Below are 17,945 nucleotides of genomic sequence, written 5' to 3' on the forward strand. Positions count from 1 at the left end.
TAAGGAATTTTTAATACAGAAAAAGATAGCTGAGTATCCTGTCCCCCCAAAAAATGACAATAATCGCGGCCAGTGAAATATACGGCCCGTAGGGAATAGTCTCTATTTTATATTTAACCTTAAGCATTATGCCCACAAAAGCGCCGAAAAAAGGCGCGATAAAAAATACCAAAAGCGCCATTTTCCATCCGAGAAATGCTCCTATCATGGCCATCAGTTTGACATCCCCTCCGCCCATAGCGTCTTTCTTAAAAGCAATGGTCCCTAAAACGCCTATAAGGTATATACTGCCTCCGCCTACTAAAACTCCCAAAAGAGAATTTATTAAGGCCTTCTGGCGGCTTATTTCTCCGAAGATAGACGGGAAAATATACGCCGCTATAAGCCCTATTATTATCCCTGAAACCGTTATAGAATCGGGTATTATCTGAAAATCAAAATCTATGAAAGTCGCCGCAATAAGTGCCGAAACAAGCAGCGCCATAAAGGCGAACTTCTCGCTAGACCCGAAACTTATAAAGAGCGCAAGGAATAAAAGCGCCGAAGTCAATTCAACTATGAAATACCGGGGCGAAATAGTCCTCGCGCAAAAACGGCAGCGCCCCCGCAGAAAGATGTAACTCAAAAACGGGATATTGTCATACCAATGAAGCCTGTTATTGCAATTGACGCAGTGCGACGGCGGATAGACGATAGATTCGTTCCGCGGAAGCCTGTGTATACAGACATTAAGAAAGCTCCCAACGACGGAGCCCATTATAAATATAAATATTTTTAAGCCCATTTTATAATACACCGCTGAGCGCCTTCTTCATAAGATGAATCGGCGCTTTTTTGCCTGTCCAGATAGTAAAGGCCAATGTACCTTGGTTCAACAGCATCCCCATTCCGTTCGCTGTCACAGCGCCCCTGTTTCGGGCATCGCGTAAAAGCGTGGTCGTCCTGGGGTTATATATGGCATCGTAAACTAAAAGGCCCTTATGTATAAAATTGGGCTCAATTACTCTTGGGTCGGACACCTTCATGCCGCAGGGCGTAGCGTTTACTAAAACATCGGAATTGAGGACCATCTCTTTTATGGCCTTATTCTCTTTCTTAAGAGCGATCGCCTCGCAGGACGTGTGCCTGGAAACGGCCTTTGCCAAAGCCGCCGACTTTTCCGCTGCATCATCCACAAGCGTGATACGTCCGGCGCCTTGAAGCGCAAGCGAAAAAGATATGGCCCTGGAAGCGCCGCCTGCGCCGATTATAAAGAAACGCTTACCCTTAGGTAGTATGCCAAATTCTTCCTGCAGAGACTTTACGAACCCTTTGCCGTCGGTGTTAAAACCCTTCGGCTTTCCGTCTTTAAGCGCGATTGTGTTTACCGCCCCTATAAGCTCGGCCTCTTTTTCTACATCGTCAAGATATTTTAATACCGCCTCTTTATAAGGTACGGTGACATTCAGCCCGCGTATGCCCAGCACTTTTAAGCATTGCATAGCTGAACCGAGGTCCTTGGGTTTTACTTCAAACGCCACATACGCGGCGTTTATGCCAAGTGATTGAAATGCGGCATTGTGCATAGCCGGCGAAAATGTATGATGAGCCGGATATCCTATAATGCCGTACAGTTCCGTGCTTCCGTTTATACGCATATTTGCCTTTATAGGGCCGTCTTTGTTTTGCTTTTAGCCGTGCGCTTATTTGTAATTCTACTCACGGCATTCAGATAGGCCTTGGCGCTCGCCTCTATGATGTCGGTGCTTGAACCTCTGCCCGTCAGGATCTCGTCTTTGACTCTTATCCTTACCGTAACATCTCCGACGGCATCTTTGCCGCCCGTAATCGCGCGGAGGGAATAGTTCAGGAGTTTTCCCTTAACGCCCGTGATCTTATCGATCGCCTTATAGCATGCGTCTACAGGCCCGTCCCCGGTAGAAGTTGCCTCGGCCGTTTTGTGGCCGGATTTAAGCTTGATTGTTGCACGCGGGGTGATCTTATTGCCGCTGGTTACTTCAATGGAATCAAGCCGGTACTTTTCCGTAATGCTTCTTGTAGTCTCTTCTACTATAGCGATAAGGTCTTCATCGAAGACCTCTTTCTTTTTATCCGCCAGCTTTTTGAAATCGAGAAATGTCTTGTTTATCTCGCTATCGCTCAGATTGAATCCGAGTTTTTTAAGCCGCTCACTGAAAGCGTGCCTGCCGGAATGTTTTCCCAGCACAAGGCGCGTCATTTCTACGCCCACATCCGACGGTTTCATTATCTCGTATGTGGTCCGGCGTTTCAGCACACCGTCCTGATGTATGCCGGATTCGTGCGAAAATGCGTTCGCGCCCACAACGGCTTTGTTCGGCTGGACTATTATGCCCGTAAGCCTGCTTACAAGCTGGCTTGTTTTGTAAAGTTCTTCTGTCTTTATGCCGGAGGTAAACCCGAATAGGTCCTTCCGCGTATTAATCGCCATTACTATCTCTTCCATCGAAGCGTTGCCGGCGCGTTCGCCCAAGCCGTTTATGGTGCACTCGACTTGTCTCGCGCCGTTTTGGAGCGCAACTATGGAATTTGCGACGCCCAGGCCCAAATCATTATGGCAATGGACACTCAAAACGCATTCATCAATATTGTTTACGTTTTCCTTTATTCCCTTTATAAGGCGGCTGAATTCCGAAGGAATGGCGTAGCCGACTGTATCGGGTATATTCACTGTTGTAGCGCCCGCGTCTATAACTGCCCTTACAACCCTATACAAAAACTCTTTCTCTGTGCGCGAGGCATCTTCCGGCGAAAATTCTATATTCTCGGTAAGGCGCTTTGCGTATTGGACTCCCCACACCGCAAGGCGCAGTATCTCGTCTTCGGCCTTCCTCAGTTTATATTTCATATGTATCTTTGACGTGGCCAAAAATACGTGGATGCGGCGGTTTTTGGCGTACCTCACCGCCTGATAAGCTGTATCGATGTCTTTTTTGAGGCATCTTGCCAGCCCGCAGATCGTAGGGCCTTTTATATTTTTGGCAACGGCCTTTACGGCCTCAAAATCGCCTTTGCTTGAAATGGGAAAACCCGCTTCAATGACATCGGCCTTAAGGTGCGCGAGCTGCCTAGCTATTTCAAGCTTCGCCTTAGGCGTCAGAGACGCCCCCGGTGACTGCTCGCCGTCACGCAGCGTCGTGTCGAATATTATGACTCTGTCACTACTCATTTATTTGCTCCTCCATCTAGCTTTCAGCTTTCAGTCTTCAGCTTTCAGCTGAGAGCTGACGGCTGATAGCTGATAGCTCTCTACTTTTTCATCCAGGGCATCATTTCGCGCAGCTTCTTACCCACTGCCTCTATGGGATGTTCATCGCCCGCTTTTAAAAGCTTGTTAAAATTGGGCCGTCCCTCTTCGTTCTCCCTTATCCATTCGCGGGCAAACTTGCCGGATCGGATATCCTTCAACATCTTCTTCATTATTTTGCGGGTCTTTTCAGTTATAACCATGGGGCCGCGCGTAACATCGCCGTAGCAGGCCGTATTTGAAACCCTGCGCCTCATCCCGCTTATGCCGGTCTCCTGTATAAGATCGGTTATCAGTTTCAATTCGTGCAGGACTTCGAAGTATGCTATTTCCGGTTGATAACCCGCCTCTACCAGCGTGTCAAATCCTGCCTTGATCATTTCGCTGACGCCTCCGCAAAGAACAGCCTGCTCTCCGAAAAGATCTGTTTCTGTCTCTTCAGAAAATGTAGTCTCAATAACGCCTGCCCGCGTTCCGCCTATCGCTTTAGCGTAAGCGAGCGCCAGTTTCATAGCATCACCGGTAGCGTCCTGATGAATGGCCACAAGGCATGGAACGCCTTTCCCTTCTTCGTACATCTTTCTCACTAAAGCTCCCGGGCCTTTCGGCGCCACCATAAAGACATCTATCTTCTTACTCGGTTTTATCTGCTTGAATCTTATATTAAATCCGTGTGAAAAAACAAGCGCCTTTCCCTTGGTCATATACGGAGCTATGGATTCCTTGTAGACCTTCGCCTGCACGTGATCCTGCGTCAGTATCTGGACGATATCGGCCTGCTTTGCCGCTTCGGATGCGGATATAGGATTGAAGCCATCTTTTTTTGCCGTCTCATAATTCGGGCTCGCTTCTATTTCGCTCACTATGACATTGAGCCCGCTGTCGCGGAGGTTCAGCGCCTGGCCCCGGCCCTGTATGCCGTAGCCGATTATGGCGATCTTTTTATCCTTTAATATACTCGGGTCTGCATCGTTATCATAGTAAATCTTCAGCATAATTATTTTCCTTTCTCGGTCTATCGGGGTCAGACCCTCGTTATGTAAACTACAAATATGTGCCGGGGGTCTGACCCCCTCCCGCGGCACATATAATTAATAACCGACTGCCACTCTTCCGGTCCTGACCAGTTCCTTTACGCCGAATTTCCCGAGCTCCTCGAGCAATTCTTTTATCTGCGCCTGGTCTCCAACCGCTTCAATGATCGCGATATCTCCTTTTGAATATATGATCTTCCCTACATACTTATTAAGAAGATTCTCTATCTTCCCTTTGTCTTTCGGGGAATAATCCACTTTTATTAAAACCATCTCTCTGTCAATATGCTCTTTCTTCGTAAAGTCGGTAACCGTTATAACGTCGATCAATTTATTGAGCTGCTTCTTTATCTGTTCGAGTATCTTCTCGTCCTCGGCCTCGACCACTACAGTCATATAAGAGACTACCGGGTCCAATGTCTCAGAGACGGCGAGAGAGGCAATATTGTACCCCCGCGCGCTGAAAAGCCCGGCAATACGCGCCAAGACACCGAATTTGTTTTCTACTAGAAGTGATATTGTCCGCCTCATGCCAACCCCCCGATAATTTTGTTAATCGCTTCGCCCGCCGGCACCATAGGATAGACATTCTCTTCCGCTTCCACGCGGAAATCTATAAAAACTGTGTTATCCGTTTTGATGGCCTTCTCGATCGCCGGGCGCACGTCTTCTTTTTTGCTGACAGATATGCCCACCGCGCCATAGCTTTCGGCAAGCTTCACAAAATCGGGCCCTGTGATCGAAACCTGCGAATAACGCCTTTTGTAAAAAAGTTCCTGCCATTGCCTGACCATGCCCAAGTAGCCATTATTGAGTATCGCCACTTTTACATTTATTTTATTGCAAACGCAAGTGGCGAGTTCCTGTATATTCATTTGTATTGAGCCGTCGCCGGCTATATCAAACACAATTTTGTCCGGACACCCCACCTTAGCGCCCATAGCCGCGGGAAAACCGTACCCCATCGTCCCGAGGCCGCCGGAAGAGAGGAATGTGCGCGGATGGGAATATTGGTACCATTGGGCCGCCCACATCTGATTTTGCCCGACCTCTGTGGCAATAATAGCGTCGCCTTTTGTCGCCTCATAGATCTGCTCGACCACATACTGGGGCTTAAGAATGCCGTCTTCTTTATATTGCATGGGGAACTTCTTCTTCCACTCATCCACGGTCTTAAGCCATTCTGAGGTATCAGGTGCCTTTTTGATTTCGCCTACCAGTTCGCTTAATATATTCTTTGCGTCTCCCACTATGGGTATTTCTACGCTGACATTTTTACTTATGGAAGACGGGTCTATGTCAATATGCACAATCTTGGCGTGAGGCGCAAATGCGTCGAGCCTCCCCGTCACGCGGTCGTCGAAACGCGCGCCCACTGCGATAATAAGATCCGATTCCATTATAGCGTGGTTTGCATAAGCCGTACCATGCATGCCGAGCATTCCCAAAGAAAGCTCATGTTTTGACGGAAAACCGCCTATGCCCATAAGGGTCCAGGTAACGGGCGTCTTTATTTTTTCTGCCAGGTCTCTAAGTTCTTTGTGCGCGCCGGAGATTATGATGCCGCCACCCGCGTAAATAATGGGCCTTTTGGCAAGCGATATCGCCTTTGCCGCCTTTTTTATTTGTCCCGGATGTCCGACGTACGTCGGTTTATAACTGCGCATTGTAATTTTTTCGTGCCAAATAAACTCCGCCTCCGCCATTTGGACATCCGATGGTATATCTATAAGCACAGGCCCGGGCCTGCCTGTCGATGCCACATAGAACGCTTCGCGCACTATGCGCGCGAGGTCTTTGATGTCTTTCACAAGATAGTTATACTTTGTTATGGGTCTGGTTATTCCCGTAACATCCGCTTCCTGAAAAGCGTCGTTTCCTATGAGGTGTGTCTTTACCTGGCCTGTGATGGCAACCATGGGAATAGAATCCATATACGCGGTTGCCAGGCCGGTAGTAAGATTTGTGGCGCCGGGGCCGGAAGTAGCAAGACATACCCCGACTTTGCCCGTTGCCCGCGCATATCCGTCCGCCGCGTGAGCAGCTGCCTGCTCATGGCGCGTCAGTATGAAATTTATCTTTTCGTCATAAAGGGCGTCTAAAATAGGCAGGACCTGCCCGCCAGGGTAACCGAATATGACATCGACCCCTTCTTTTTTCAAAGCCTCCAGAAGTATATTCGCGCCTTTTAATTTCATTTTCCGAACACCGCCCCTTCATTCGCCTGCGTAACCGCTTCGGCATACCGCTTAAGATATCCTTCGCTAATGGATGGCTTGGGCGCTGTCCACTTGGACAGCCTCTTCTTGATCTCGCCAATATTCACATCTAGTTCCAGTTTTCTATTGGGGATATCTATCAGGATCGTATCGCCGTCTTTGATCGCGGCGATCGGCCCGCCGATTGCCGCCTCGGGAGATATGTGGCCAATGCACGGACCTTTAGTCCCGCCGGAAAATCTTCCGTCAGTTATAAGCGCGACATCGTTAGCAAGGCCCATACCGACAATACTCGATGTCGGCGAAAGCATCTCCCTCATGCCGGGTCCACCCCTCGGCCCTTCGTATCTTATGACCACAACGTCGCCTTTTACTATTTTTGCGTTCATTATCGCCTGCATCGCCGATTCTTCCGAATCAAAAACGCGCGCGCGGCCTCTAAACTTTAACATCTTACTGGAAACAGCGCTCTGCTTAACAACCGCGCCATCCGGCGCGAGGTTGCCGTAAAGTATTGCCATGCCGCCCTCTTTATGGTAAGGGTTATTGAGCGGACGGATGATTTCTTCGTCAAATATCCGCGCCTCCCGCGCTATCTTGGATATTTTATCTCCGGACACTGTGTCGACGTCGTTCAGTCTATTGCGAAGCCTTTTAAGAACAGCGGGTATACCTCCGGCCATATCAAGATCTTCCATAAAATATTCTCCGCCGGGCAGTAAATTGACGATGTGCGGCGTTTCGCGGCTGATCTTATCAAATTCCTTTAGCGGCAGATTAATGCCAAGTTCATTTGCTATGGCTTTTATGTGAAGGACCGTGTTGCTTGATCCGCCCATTGCCATATCGACAATGATAGCATTTTCAATCGCCTCTTTGCGCATGATGGTGCGCGGCAGGACATTCCTTCTCACAAGCGAAATGATCCTTTCGCCGCTTTCAAAAGAGATCCTGTCTTTTTTTGCCGAAACAGCGAGCGCTGAAGCCGAATAAGGAAGGCTCATGCCCATCACCTCAGTAATGCAGGCCATGGAATTAGCCGTATAAAGCCCCTGGCACGATCCTGCGCCGGGGCACGCTTCCATTTCAAGACAGCCCAATTCTTCCTGCGATATCTCGCCCTTTTTGAAGCGGCCGACTGCCTCAAAGGTATCTTTTACCAAAGAAAGCCTTCTGCCTGCATACCTTCCGGAAAGCATAGGGCCTGCCGTTACGGTTATTGCCGGCAAATTAAGCCTTGCCGCCGCCATAATCATGCCGGGCGTTATCTTATCGCAATTAGTAAGTAAAACCATCCCGTCAAGCGAATGCGCCCTCATGATCGTCTCGACCATATCCGCGATTAGCTCGCGGCTCGGAAGCGAATACTTCATGCCTGAATGGCCCATAGCTATGCCGTCGCATATGCCCGGTATCCCAAATATAAAAGGCACGCCTCCCGCGCTCACAATACCCCGCTCAATAAAGCGCTCCAGCCTCCGCATCCCTATATGACCGGGTATTATGTCAGAGTGGCTTGAAAATACCCCTATGAAGGGCTTGGCCATCTCCTTTTTAGTAATACCGGTTGCGTAAAGTAAGGCCCTGTTACCCGCTCTTTCCAGTCCTCTTTTTATCTTGTCGCTGCGCATAACATTCCCCCAATGAGTCCCGCCATGGCGGGACGAATTGATCCCGCAGCTTACGCAGAAAATTTTGCAGAAATTTTCAAGTGCTTAAGCAAGGGACTATCTTATTCATTTTACATTATAAGACCCATTATTATACCCATGGGGAGGAAATTTGTCAACAAAATTAGGATTTAGCGGGAATTCTTGTATATCCTTGGAACGCGGTTAGTTATGGAGCAGACTATTTCGTATGGAATCGTGCCTGCCAGGCGCGCAAGCTCTTCGCAGCTTATCTCATTATTGCCCTGTTTGCCTATTAGGACGACTTCATCTCCCAACTTGACCCCCTCTATGTGTCCAACGTCTACCATGGTCTGGTCCATGGTAACCTTTCCTACTACCGGGGCCTTCTCGCCCCTGACTAGGACCTTCGCCTTATTGGAGAGGATACGGCCGTAGCCGTCGGCATAGCCTATCGGAAGAGTTGCGATAACTGTGGGTTTCTGGGTGATGTAGGTCCTCCCGTAACTTATGGACATCCCGGGTGGCGTCTTTTTAAGAAATACTATCTTTGTCTTAAGGGACATCGCCGGTTTAAGGCGAAATAGGCGTGAAAACGACCTTTTCGGATACATGCCGTACATTATTATTCCCGGCCGCACTAAATTTAAATGCGCCTTTTTAATAGCAACAATCGCTATGCTGTTGGCGGCATGGCGGTAAGGTATATCTATGCCAAGGTGCTTGAGTTCTTCCAGGAGGGCATTAAAAGAGTCAAGTTGATATGTCGTAAAGAATTTATCCCTGCCGGCTACGGAAAAATGGGTATATATGCCTTCTACAAAAATATTTTTACAATCGAAAATGACATCCTTAACAAAATCGAAAGCGCCTTCATGCCAGACGCCTATGCGGCCCATGCCCGTATCTATCTTGATGTGAACTTTTGCTTTTTTCTTCAGCTTGGCCGCCGCCCTATTGATGATCTTGGCAAGCTCCATATCGCACAGGGTGAGCGTTATGTCATTTTTAATAGCCGGCTCCACTTCTTTGGGAAGCACCGAACCCAAAACGAGTATCGGCGTCTTTATTTTTCTTTCGCGAAGATGGAGCGCCTCGTCGAGAGTGGCAACGCCGAAGAAGTCCGCGCCGGCTTTCTCAAGCGCCTTTGTGACCTCAAACATGCCATGGCCGTACGCATTGCCTTTTACGATGACGAGTATGGATGCGCCGTTCGCCACCAATTTCTTGACCTGCCGATAATTGTAGACAATGGCTCCGAGATCGACCTCAGCCCACGTAGCCCTATGCGTCATTTTTGTTTTAAACATATCATCCCTTTGGGGTCAGACCCTCGTTATGTAAACTACGATGGCCGGGGTCTGCCCATGACATTGCAATCCCGCGCATACAAATAAAGCGGCTCTAAATCGTACGGGTCGTCACGCTTACCGCTTTTAAACATCTCGAGCCCCAATTTGGCGATCACGCTCGCCTTGGGAAACCACCGATTATCTTCGATAAACTTTGCCTTGATCGTCTTCTCTGCCATCAACTTATCTTTATATATAGCTATGCCGTCGCCTAGAAATAAAACATCTCCTTCTAACCGTTTCATCAGCCGCTCAACAGGCTCAAGCAAATAATCACTATTCCTTACAAGTCTATCACCATCTATGCGATAAATACAAGCGTAGACCTGACTTTTCTTTGCATCCAGAATCGGTATTGGGGTCAGACCCCCATTATGTAAACTACGATGGCCGGAGTATAACTCCAAAGCATTATATGCTATTGCGTCCAGCGTCGGCACGCCAATTATGGGCTTATTTAATGCTATGGAAAAGGCCCTCATCGCCGTTACGCCTATCCTGAGACCCGTAAAAGAGCCGGGGCCCATACCGACGGCAAAAAGATCGACGTCTTTGAGTTTCTTTCTGGCTTTCCTTAGCGCCTTTTGTATAGTCGGCACAAGAAGCGCCGAATGGCTAAGCCGGCCTATTGCGTTATAATCGGAGAGCACCTTATTACCGCTTATTACGCTTACCGTCAAAAATTCTGTAGACGTGTCTACGCCAAGTGTTATCATAATTTCATCTTCTCGAGCATCTTTTCGTAACGTTTTCCATGGGCTTTCGCGCTAATTCTTCTTTTGCTCGAACCTGCGATATCGATATTTATCATAAGATATTCTTTCGGCAATGCCTCTTTCACTTTATCGGCCCATTCTACAACCGAGACACCTTTGCCGTAAAAATATTCATCATATCCGACGGTGGAAAACTGTAAAATATCTTTTAGTCGATAAACGTCAAAGTGGTAAAGAGGAATTCGCCCCTTATATTCCTTAAGAATTACAAAAGACGGGCTGTTTACATAGCTACTTTGTTTTACGCCTAAGCCTCTAGCAATCCCTTTAGTCAAAACCGTCTTGCCGCTTCCAAGCTGGCCCGAAAGCCCGACCACGTCTCCGGCCTTCAAACTTTTGCCGAGCCGTTTGCCGAAATTTATCGTCTCATCCCTGGTCTTAGAAACAAAACTTCGTGCCATTAAAATACCTAGCCCCCGCTAATCTAACCTGGTTAGTCTAACCTGGTTAGATTTGTCAGGTTAGAAATGTCGATATCCTGCCGGCTTCAATCCGACTCTTTTTCCGCTCTTATCCACTATTGTGACGTTTTTGTATTCAGCAACAATCTCGCCTATCATACTAACTCGAACACCAAGCTTTTTAGTCAATACTTTTTCATTCACATTGCCCGGCATCGTAAATAAGAGCTCGAAGTCTTCACCGTCGGTCAGTGCGCCCTTTAAGGACGAACCCTTGGAAATAGGAATGTCTTTTTCGTATATAAGCGCGCCGGTATTACTTGACTCGGCAATATGCCGCAAGTCTGATGATAGCCCATCCGAGATATCTATCATAGCGTTGACTTTGAAATTTTTGACTAAAATCCTAGCTTCTTTGACTTTGGGAGTAAAATTATATTGCTTGACCTTTATGGATCCGCCTAATCGCCCTGTGACATATATCTTGTCGCCTATTTTGGCGCCGCTGCGTTTAACTAAGCGGTGTTTTTCCACTTCCCCGACGACACAGACATCACAAATAAGCTTATCCGATTTATTAGTATCACCGCCGATAAGTTCCACTTTGTATTCCTTCGCTAATTTAACGAAACCCGCGTAAAAATCATCGACAACCTTAACCGGCATGTTTGGCGGTAAACCGACCGATATAAGACAATATTTTGGAACTCCCCCCATAGCCGCAATATCACTCAAAGATACCGCTAATGCCTTTCTTCCGACTCTCTTTGGCCCGGCTTTTCTCAAATTAAAGTGGACGCCATCTATCAGCATGTCCACAGTTAGTAGAAGATACCTATCTTTTGTATAATCTATAACGGCGCAATCATCGTCGATGCCCAAAACGGCGCTCTTCAGAGGTATCGCTTTCTTCTTTACTCTCTCTATTAAACCAAACTCGCCGAGCGTTTTTATCTTCATGTGGCTTATTTTACCACTAATAATCCCATATTTGTAGCATAATTAGGGTCAGACCCCGATTATGTTAACTACAGTCCATTAGTAGTGCCTCATATTCTTTTTTTGCCATATCTATATCGTCATTCAACATCTTAAGTATAAAAGTGGCATCAACCAACCCATCGTCCATGCTGCTTGGTAAGTAGCTTTTTATCGAAGAATATTTATAATCTCTGGGGTCTTGACAGAGTCCGTGTTTTAGCGGATTCCTATGAATATACCTGCTTACCCCTAAAAGATACCTATCATCTTTTATGATCTTTGACTTATATCGTCCTTCGAATACATGGCCGGTCCTGCCAAATTTTTTATTATAATACATTGTAAAGCTGGTATTTACACATTGCATAATTTTTGAAACGAGGGCTTTCTCGGAAGCTTCCATAAGGAGATGTATGTGGTTAAGAATAAGGCAGTAACAATATAATTTATATCCAAACCTTTCCTTATAGCCTTTTAAGATCTCCATATATCTATTAAAACAATCTGTATCAATAAAGACATTTTCGCGATTATTGCCGCGAATCATCAGGTGGCAGGGGATGCCTGCCGCTTCCATCCTAAGTGGCCTGGCCATAAAAACTCCTTTGTTCGTTTGTATAACTGCTCTCATATATATATACGAACAAGGGAGCTATTTTCTTTCAAAAATTATTTTATTTTTTCATTTTAGCGTAGTTTACATAACGAGGGTCTGACCCCGTATCTTACGATTGACTTGGTAAATGGTACTACTTAACGTACTCTTTTTTACCTCTGCTGCTCACTATGGGTGGCTTTCAACGTCTTCAAGAGTCCGCATTTCAACATGGCCATCCATGAAAACTACATTAGTCCTGGGTGATAAATAACCATTTTTGTTCCGCCCTTTTCCATGCGGAGAACCTGGCCACCAATCGCGTACTAAAAATAAATCTGAAAACGGCGTTCTTATCTGCGAAACTCTTATACCGCATAAATCAGTATTAAATGCGTACTGGCTTCCCCACGTATCAAATACATAATTCCTGTTGCTGGGACAATTGAACATCTGAACGTTCGGGCTATTGTCATCTTTAATATCCAGATAGCGGTTGATAGCTCTCATACTTGCCGGAACGTTGGAATATGAACCGGTTTTTCCGCCGAATGTCCGTATCATATCATATTTAACACCCGTATAACCGGGGTAAGCGTTATATCTGGAAGGAAATGCCTCTCCGTTATCATCAAGATACAGATGCCAGGCTATGCCCATCTGCCGTACATTATTTGCGCACTGTACGCGCCGCGCACCTTCCCGTGCCCTGCTAAGAACAGGCATGAGTATAGCCATAATAACCCCAACAATAACTATAACTACAAGCAGTTCTATTAAAGTAAACGCTTTTCTATTCATAGTGATGTTCCACCTGTTGGCGTAGTTTACATAGCGAGGGTCTGACCCCAGATTCTACCTGATATTCTCATTTTTTTGTCGCTGCGACATCATCCAATGTGGGTCTTACCATTCTCACCGCACTTGTATCTAAAGGATACCAACTAATAGAGCTATCCGACCACAACACATTTACCCCATTTTTGTGATTGCCATTGAGCTCTACACGAGGAGGCCCGTTGATACCAAGGTATGCATAGTGATCAAATACTAATATTGCGTTACTTAGTTTGCTCAGACCGATTACCTTATCAACCCCGGGTGTATTTGTAAAATAAAATCCTCCATAAGTGACAAGAAAAGAAGAAGCCCCTCCCCAGTAATACGTTATTGTATAATCCGTTCCGGTAATGACACCGCTTTTTCCGAAATTATCGGGGCCTCTGGGTTCTCGCATAGAAGGTTTTGCCGAAGGACAATACATGATATTTAAATCATCCACATAGCTGGGATAAAGATACCCCAAGCCTTGTTTTTGATTAAGGCTTCCTATCCATATTGTATTCATATAGGAAAATGTCGTACAAGGCGGCAAAGAATCATTATTATCATCAGCATACATATACAGGGCCACGCCGATCTGCCTCAGGTTATTAGCACACATTGCCCTGCGCGCTCCCTCTCGCGCCGCGCCCATAGCCGGTATAATCAAAGCCGCGAGGATGCCTATTATAACTATTACAACCAGAAGTTCGATTAATGTGAATGCTTTTTTCGCCATATTCCTTTTTCTGTTTAGCGTAGTTTACATAACGAGGGTCTGACCCCAGATTCGGTTATTATGGCTGTGATTAAGCGTGCCGGCGTAACGTCAAAAGCCGGATTATATGCTTTCACGTTTTTAGGCGCAATGCGCTTCGTCATTACCGTCCGCACTTCATCCTCATCCCGTTCTTCTATCGGTATGTGCTTACCTGAAGACAATTTTAAATCGATTGTAGAAACAGGCGCAACTACGTAAAACGGTATTTTGTGGTATTTTGCTAACACCGCCAGATTGTATGTGCCGATTTTATTGGCGACGTCTCCGTTTTGCGCGATTCTGTCGGCCCCGACGAATATTTTGTCGATCTTGCCTTTTGCCATAAGGCTTGCCGCCATATTGTCGCATATGAGTGTCGTATCGATGCCTGCTTTCAATAATTCCCACGCTGTAAGCCGCGCGCCCTGCAAAAGCGGCCGCGTCTCATCGACAAAGACTTTTATTTTCTTACCCTGTTTTTTTGCCTCAAATAAAACGCCGAGCGCCGTGCCGTAATCTACCGTCGCAAGCCCGCCGGCGTTGCAATGCGTCAAAATACTATCGCCGTTCTTTATAAACTTTGCGCCGTGGCGGGCCATCTTTCGGCAGCATATCTTATCTTCTTCCATAATTTTGACCGCTTCTTTAAGAAGGGTTGATTTTATCTTCGTCACACTATCTGACTTATTTTTTTCCGCGCATCTTCTCATCCGCTCCAACGCCCAGGCCAAATTCACCGCTGTGGGCCTGCACGAGACAAGATATTTTATGATTTCGTCAAGGCGGCGTTTGAATACCCCATACTTATCAGCTCGCATATTCTGCGTGCCCAAAACTACACCGAAAGCGCCCGCCACGCCTATTGCCGGCGCGCCCCGAATTTTTAGCTTCTTTATCGCCCACCACATTGTTCTAGCATCTCTAATATTGAGGTAGGCCAGCTTATGCGGCAGCTTCGTCTGATCTATTATTACCGCTTTTTTGTTTTTCCATGCAATTGTCTGCATAGTGGCCTTGTCGCGGGACACTCCGCTTAAAACACGCTTAAGTTATTGGGCGCGGGGTGTCCCGCCGTGTGGCGATATTCGTAACTTATCGCTTTTGGTCGCGGCTTCGATGGCTGTTCAGCTCCTCCATAACAGCCGCGTTAATAACCCCTTCTTTATATAGATCGCCTTATGCGGGCACATCTCGTGGCAGCAGAAACACCTAATACATATATTATCATATATGCGCGATTCTGTCTTGCTGATAGTAATTGCGTCAACCGGGCAGGCAGTCTTGCATATGCCGCACTTCACGCATGCCTTCTCGTATATAAACGGCCTAAAATTGAGTATTCCCCGCATGAAGTCCATTATAAAATCCGGCAGCGCGCTCACAGCGCTCGCCGTCACGGGCAGCCTGAATTTCTTAAACTTTACCGCCTCTATGGGTTCGCCCAATACTTCTATTTTATTCAGATCTGCCTCTCCCGCGTTCCGCCTGCGCGCTTCATTTACTATGATGTCTTTTGAAGCAGGCACGCCTGCTATTTTGGATATGACTGCGTCAAGGCTTACCCCGTCGGCACTGGCCGCGACTATACCGGTATTTACAACTCTTCCCGCTGCCGGCCCTTCACCTTCCATTCCCACAATACCGTCCAATATAGAAAGCCCGGGCTTCACTATCCCGTAGACATCCAGTAATATTGCAGCAAATTTTTTCGGCTGGGGGCTTTTTTTATGACACTGGCTCTTAAAAAGGCCGGGCACCATCCCAAAGGTGTTCTTTACGGCACCTGTCATCACCGTAAAAACATGCGTCTTGAGTTTAGGCAGCGATAGTATAAATGACGCTTTAAGCGCCTCAATGGCTATTGGATAGCCCCCTACCATCCGCGATTTGTCAAATTTTACCAGCTCAGCATTTTCTTCTTCGGCAACGCTCTTTATGCCGGTCTTTTCGTAGACCTCTTCAATCTCTTTGGTGCCCAAAAATGTCCCCGGCGAATCGCCGACAAGCGCTTCTCGGCCGGCTTTTTTTACCAATCTTATTGCCGCTCTCACGACTTCCGGGTGCGTGCAGACGGCCTCTTCCGGAGGGCTCGCCGAAAGGAGATTCGGCTTTATAAGGACCGTATCGCCTTTTTTTACAAAACTTCCTATGCCGCCCAATAGTTCCACAGAGCGAAATACCGCGGCTTCTACTTTATTAGGATCATAGTCACTGCATTTGACTATTGATACTTTGGACATGCAAACCTCTCATAGTAGGGGACGTTTAAACGTCCCCTACTACTATATTTAGTTCGAAACGCTTTTTAAAAAAAGCAAAACGACAAGCATCGCGGAGTTATGCATAATATGCGCTGTTATCGAAGAGACGAGACTGCCCGTCTTTTCGTAAATATAGGCAAGCAGGATGCCGAGCGAAAGAATCGGCACAAAGCTCGCCAAGTTTGCGTGGACATAGGCAAAAAATGCCGCGCTTACGAGCACGCCGCCCAATATCCCTATTCTGTTCTTAAGAGCGCCGTACACAAAACCCCTGAAAAATATCTCTTCCATCACGGGCCCGAGCAAGGAAGTGAAGAAGCACATATAAATCAAAGACGGCATATCTTCTTCTTTTTTTAATATCTCCACGACTTTCTGCGGCTCGACGGGAATATTCAGAACTTTGAATATGACCGCTACCGCTATCGTGACTACCAGAAAAATAGGTACTAATCCGATATAAGCCGTTATTCCGTACTTTACATTAAGAAAAAAATTCTTTGCGGTCAGCCCTAGCGAGTTCATATTGCGCTTTTTGACAATAAGCACAAAATAGAATATGGCCCCTACCGCCACAACGTCAAGCACCGTTGCTATAACCATGAGCTGAATATTGCCCCTTAAAATAATATTCGGCAAAAAAAGAGCGGCGCCTATAGTGAATAAAGCTGCCACCGATTCCGCGAAAAAGAATATTATTATGACCTTACATATCTCTAAGATACCCCAATCAGCTTTTCCGACGGCTTGAGTTATAGCAATGGATTCCCTATCCTGTATTTTATCGCATAAAAATAACCCGTCTATGATAATTCCCGCCAAAAAAAGCAATAAAAAACCCATAGATAACATAAGGAACGCCATGTAAATAATGGGTTTTGATGTGACGGCCTTTATTATATTTTCGTTAAATATCGCATCCTCTTCCGATGATATCTCTTTATCAAAGATCTTTGATATCGGTACCGCTTCTAATGCCTTACTGACTGAGTAGAGCGAAAAATTGGCCAGGATTATAAATGCAAGAAGAAAAAGGTAGAGCTTTTCACGTATAATTATTTCTTTAAGCTTCATATTCTATCCAACCCGAAAAAGTGGATGGCATTTTCGGTTGTCACTTCTTCTATTTTTTCTCCGGGTATATTTTTGACTTTTGATATCTCTTCCGCAAGATATTTAAGATATGAGGGTTCGTTGCGCTGGCCTCTAAACGCCTGAGGCGCTAAAAAGGGGGCATCTGTTTCTAAAAGAAGTTTCTCGAGGGGCGTTTCGGCGAGCACCAAGCGGAGGAGCTTTGCGTTCTTGAACGTTACGTTACAGGTAAAAGAGACAAATAATCCCATCTCAAGGCATTGGCCCAGAAATTCTGGATTTCCGGAAAAACAATGCATAACGCCTTTAATCTTTCCGCCGGTTTCCTCTTTGAGAATAGACAACGCATCAAGATCCGCCTCCCGATTATGTATAACGAGCGGCAGATCACACTCGACGGCAAGCCTTATAAATCTCCTGAAAGCATCTTTTTGGCTGTCTTTAGGGGACTCGCATTTATAGTAATCCAATCCGACCTCGCCTATGGCGACAACTTTCTTATGCTGTGCCATGCGCCGAAATTCTGCGATCATTTTTTCGTCTGCCAAAGGCGCGTCATGCGGATGGATGCCAAGGGAGGCAAAGACCTCGTCGTACTTATCGGCAAGTTCCAGGGACCTTTTAGAGCCCTCAGGGCTTGAGCCTATATTTATTATATATCTGACGCCCTCAGTGCCGGCCCTTTTTAAAACATCATCCCTGTCTCTATCAAAATCTTTAAAATCAAGATGGCAGTGAGTATCTATTAGCATTTTT

General features: G+C 46.5%; 18 protein-coding genes. All 18 read right to left on the reverse strand.

Annotation, left to right across the window (positions count from 1 at the left end; genetic code table 11):
• Positions 1 to 10 precede the first annotated feature (10 nt).
• Positions 11 to 784 (reverse strand): prepilin peptidase, encoded by a 774-nt coding sequence (locus KKI13_02160; GenBank protein MBU4487855.1) that lies wholly within the window; start codon positions 782 to 784, stop codon positions 11 to 13.
• 1 nt (position 785) lies between these two features.
• Complete coding sequence (locus KKI13_02165) at positions 786 to 1,637, reverse strand: shikimate dehydrogenase (protein ID MBU4487856.1); 852 nt, start codon at positions 1,635 to 1,637, stop codon at positions 786 to 788.
• 8 nt (positions 1,638 to 1,645) lie between these two features.
• Positions 1,646 to 3,187, reverse strand: a complete 1,542-nt coding sequence (locus KKI13_02170) for a 2-isopropylmalate synthase (protein ID MBU4487857.1) — start codon at positions 3,185 to 3,187, stop codon at positions 1,646 to 1,648.
• Between the two features lie 80 nt (positions 3,188 to 3,267).
• Entirely contained in the window at positions 3,268 to 4,260 is a 993-nt protein-coding gene (ilvC, locus tag KKI13_02175) for a ketol-acid reductoisomerase (protein MBU4487858.1), read from the reverse strand.
• 96 nt (positions 4,261 to 4,356) lie between these two features.
• Positions 4,357 to 4,830 (reverse strand): acetolactate synthase small subunit, encoded by a 474-nt coding sequence (gene ilvN, locus KKI13_02180; protein MBU4487859.1) that lies wholly within the window; start codon positions 4,828 to 4,830, stop codon positions 4,357 to 4,359.
• Positions 4,827 to 6,497: a biosynthetic-type acetolactate synthase large subunit gene (gene ilvB, locus KKI13_02185; protein MBU4487860.1), complete on the reverse strand. Its 1,671-nt coding sequence runs from the start codon at positions 6,495 to 6,497 to the stop codon at positions 4,827 to 4,829. Before ilvB ends, ilvN begins: the two co-directional genes overlap by 4 nt.
• Entirely contained in the window at positions 6,494 to 8,149 is a 1,656-nt protein-coding gene (ilvD, locus tag KKI13_02190; GenBank protein MBU4487861.1) for a dihydroxy-acid dehydratase, read from the reverse strand. The genes ilvB and ilvD overlap by 4 nt, the downstream gene beginning before the upstream one ends.
• 170 nt (positions 8,150 to 8,319) lie before the next feature.
• A complete protein-coding gene (gene alr / locus KKI13_02195; GenBank protein MBU4487862.1) occupies positions 8,320 to 9,444 on the reverse strand; it encodes an alanine racemase in 1,125 nt (374 codons plus the stop codon).
• Positions 9,445 to 9,494: 50 nt separating this feature from the next.
• Positions 9,495 to 10,217, reverse strand: a complete 723-nt coding sequence (gene tsaB / locus KKI13_02200; protein ID MBU4487863.1) for a tRNA (adenosine(37)-N6)-threonylcarbamoyltransferase complex dimerization subunit type 1 TsaB — start codon at positions 10,215 to 10,217, stop codon at positions 9,495 to 9,497.
• The gene (tsaE, locus tag KKI13_02205; GenBank protein MBU4487864.1) at positions 10,214 to 10,678 is read right to left on the reverse strand and encodes a tRNA (adenosine(37)-N6)-threonylcarbamoyltransferase complex ATPase subunit type 1 TsaE; all 465 of its coding nucleotides are present in this window, start codon (positions 10,676 to 10,678) and stop codon (positions 10,214 to 10,216) included. Before tsaE ends, tsaB begins: the two co-directional genes overlap by 4 nt.
• Positions 10,679 to 10,738: 60 nt before the next feature.
• Entirely contained in the window at positions 10,739 to 11,638 is a 900-nt protein-coding gene (locus tag KKI13_02210) for a thiamine-phosphate kinase (protein MBU4487865.1), read from the reverse strand.
• Positions 11,639 to 11,702: 64 nt separating this feature from the next.
• Entirely contained in the window at positions 11,703 to 12,254 is a 552-nt protein-coding gene (locus KKI13_02215; protein ID MBU4487866.1) for a transposase, read from the reverse strand.
• 189 nt (positions 12,255 to 12,443) lie between these two features.
• Entirely contained in the window at positions 12,444 to 13,055 is a 612-nt protein-coding gene (locus KKI13_02220; GenBank protein ID MBU4487867.1) for a DUF1559 domain-containing protein, read from the reverse strand.
• A gap of 67 nt (positions 13,056 to 13,122) precedes the next feature.
• Positions 13,123 to 13,815, reverse strand: coding sequence for a DUF1559 domain-containing protein (locus KKI13_02225; GenBank protein ID MBU4487868.1), 693 nt, complete (start codon positions 13,813 to 13,815; stop codon positions 13,123 to 13,125).
• A gap of 14 nt (positions 13,816 to 13,829) precedes the next feature.
• Positions 13,830 to 14,843: an S-methyl-5-thioribose-1-phosphate isomerase gene (mtnA, locus tag KKI13_02230; protein MBU4487869.1), complete on the reverse strand. Its 1,014-nt coding sequence runs from the start codon at positions 14,841 to 14,843 to the stop codon at positions 13,830 to 13,832.
• A 117-nt stretch (positions 14,844 to 14,960) separates the two neighbouring features.
• On the reverse strand, positions 14,961 to 16,076 hold the full coding sequence (locus KKI13_02235) for a DUF362 domain-containing protein (protein ID MBU4487870.1): 1,116 nt from the start codon (positions 16,074 to 16,076) through the stop codon (positions 14,961 to 14,963).
• 48 nt (positions 16,077 to 16,124) lie between these two features.
• Complete coding sequence (locus KKI13_02240) at positions 16,125 to 17,171, reverse strand: CPBP family intramembrane metalloprotease (protein ID MBU4487871.1); 1,047 nt, start codon at positions 17,169 to 17,171, stop codon at positions 16,125 to 16,127.
• Positions 17,168 to 17,941, reverse strand: a complete 774-nt coding sequence (locus tag KKI13_02245; GenBank protein MBU4487872.1) for a TatD family hydrolase — start codon at positions 17,939 to 17,941, stop codon at positions 17,168 to 17,170. Before KKI13_02245 ends, KKI13_02240 begins: the two co-directional genes overlap by 4 nt.
• Positions 17,942 to 17,945 lie beyond the last annotated feature (4 nt).

Source organism: Candidatus Omnitrophota bacterium, from assembly GCA_018894435.1.
Taxonomy (GTDB): domain Bacteria; phylum Omnitrophota; class Gorgyraeia; order JAHIPI01; family JAHIPI01; genus JAHIPI01.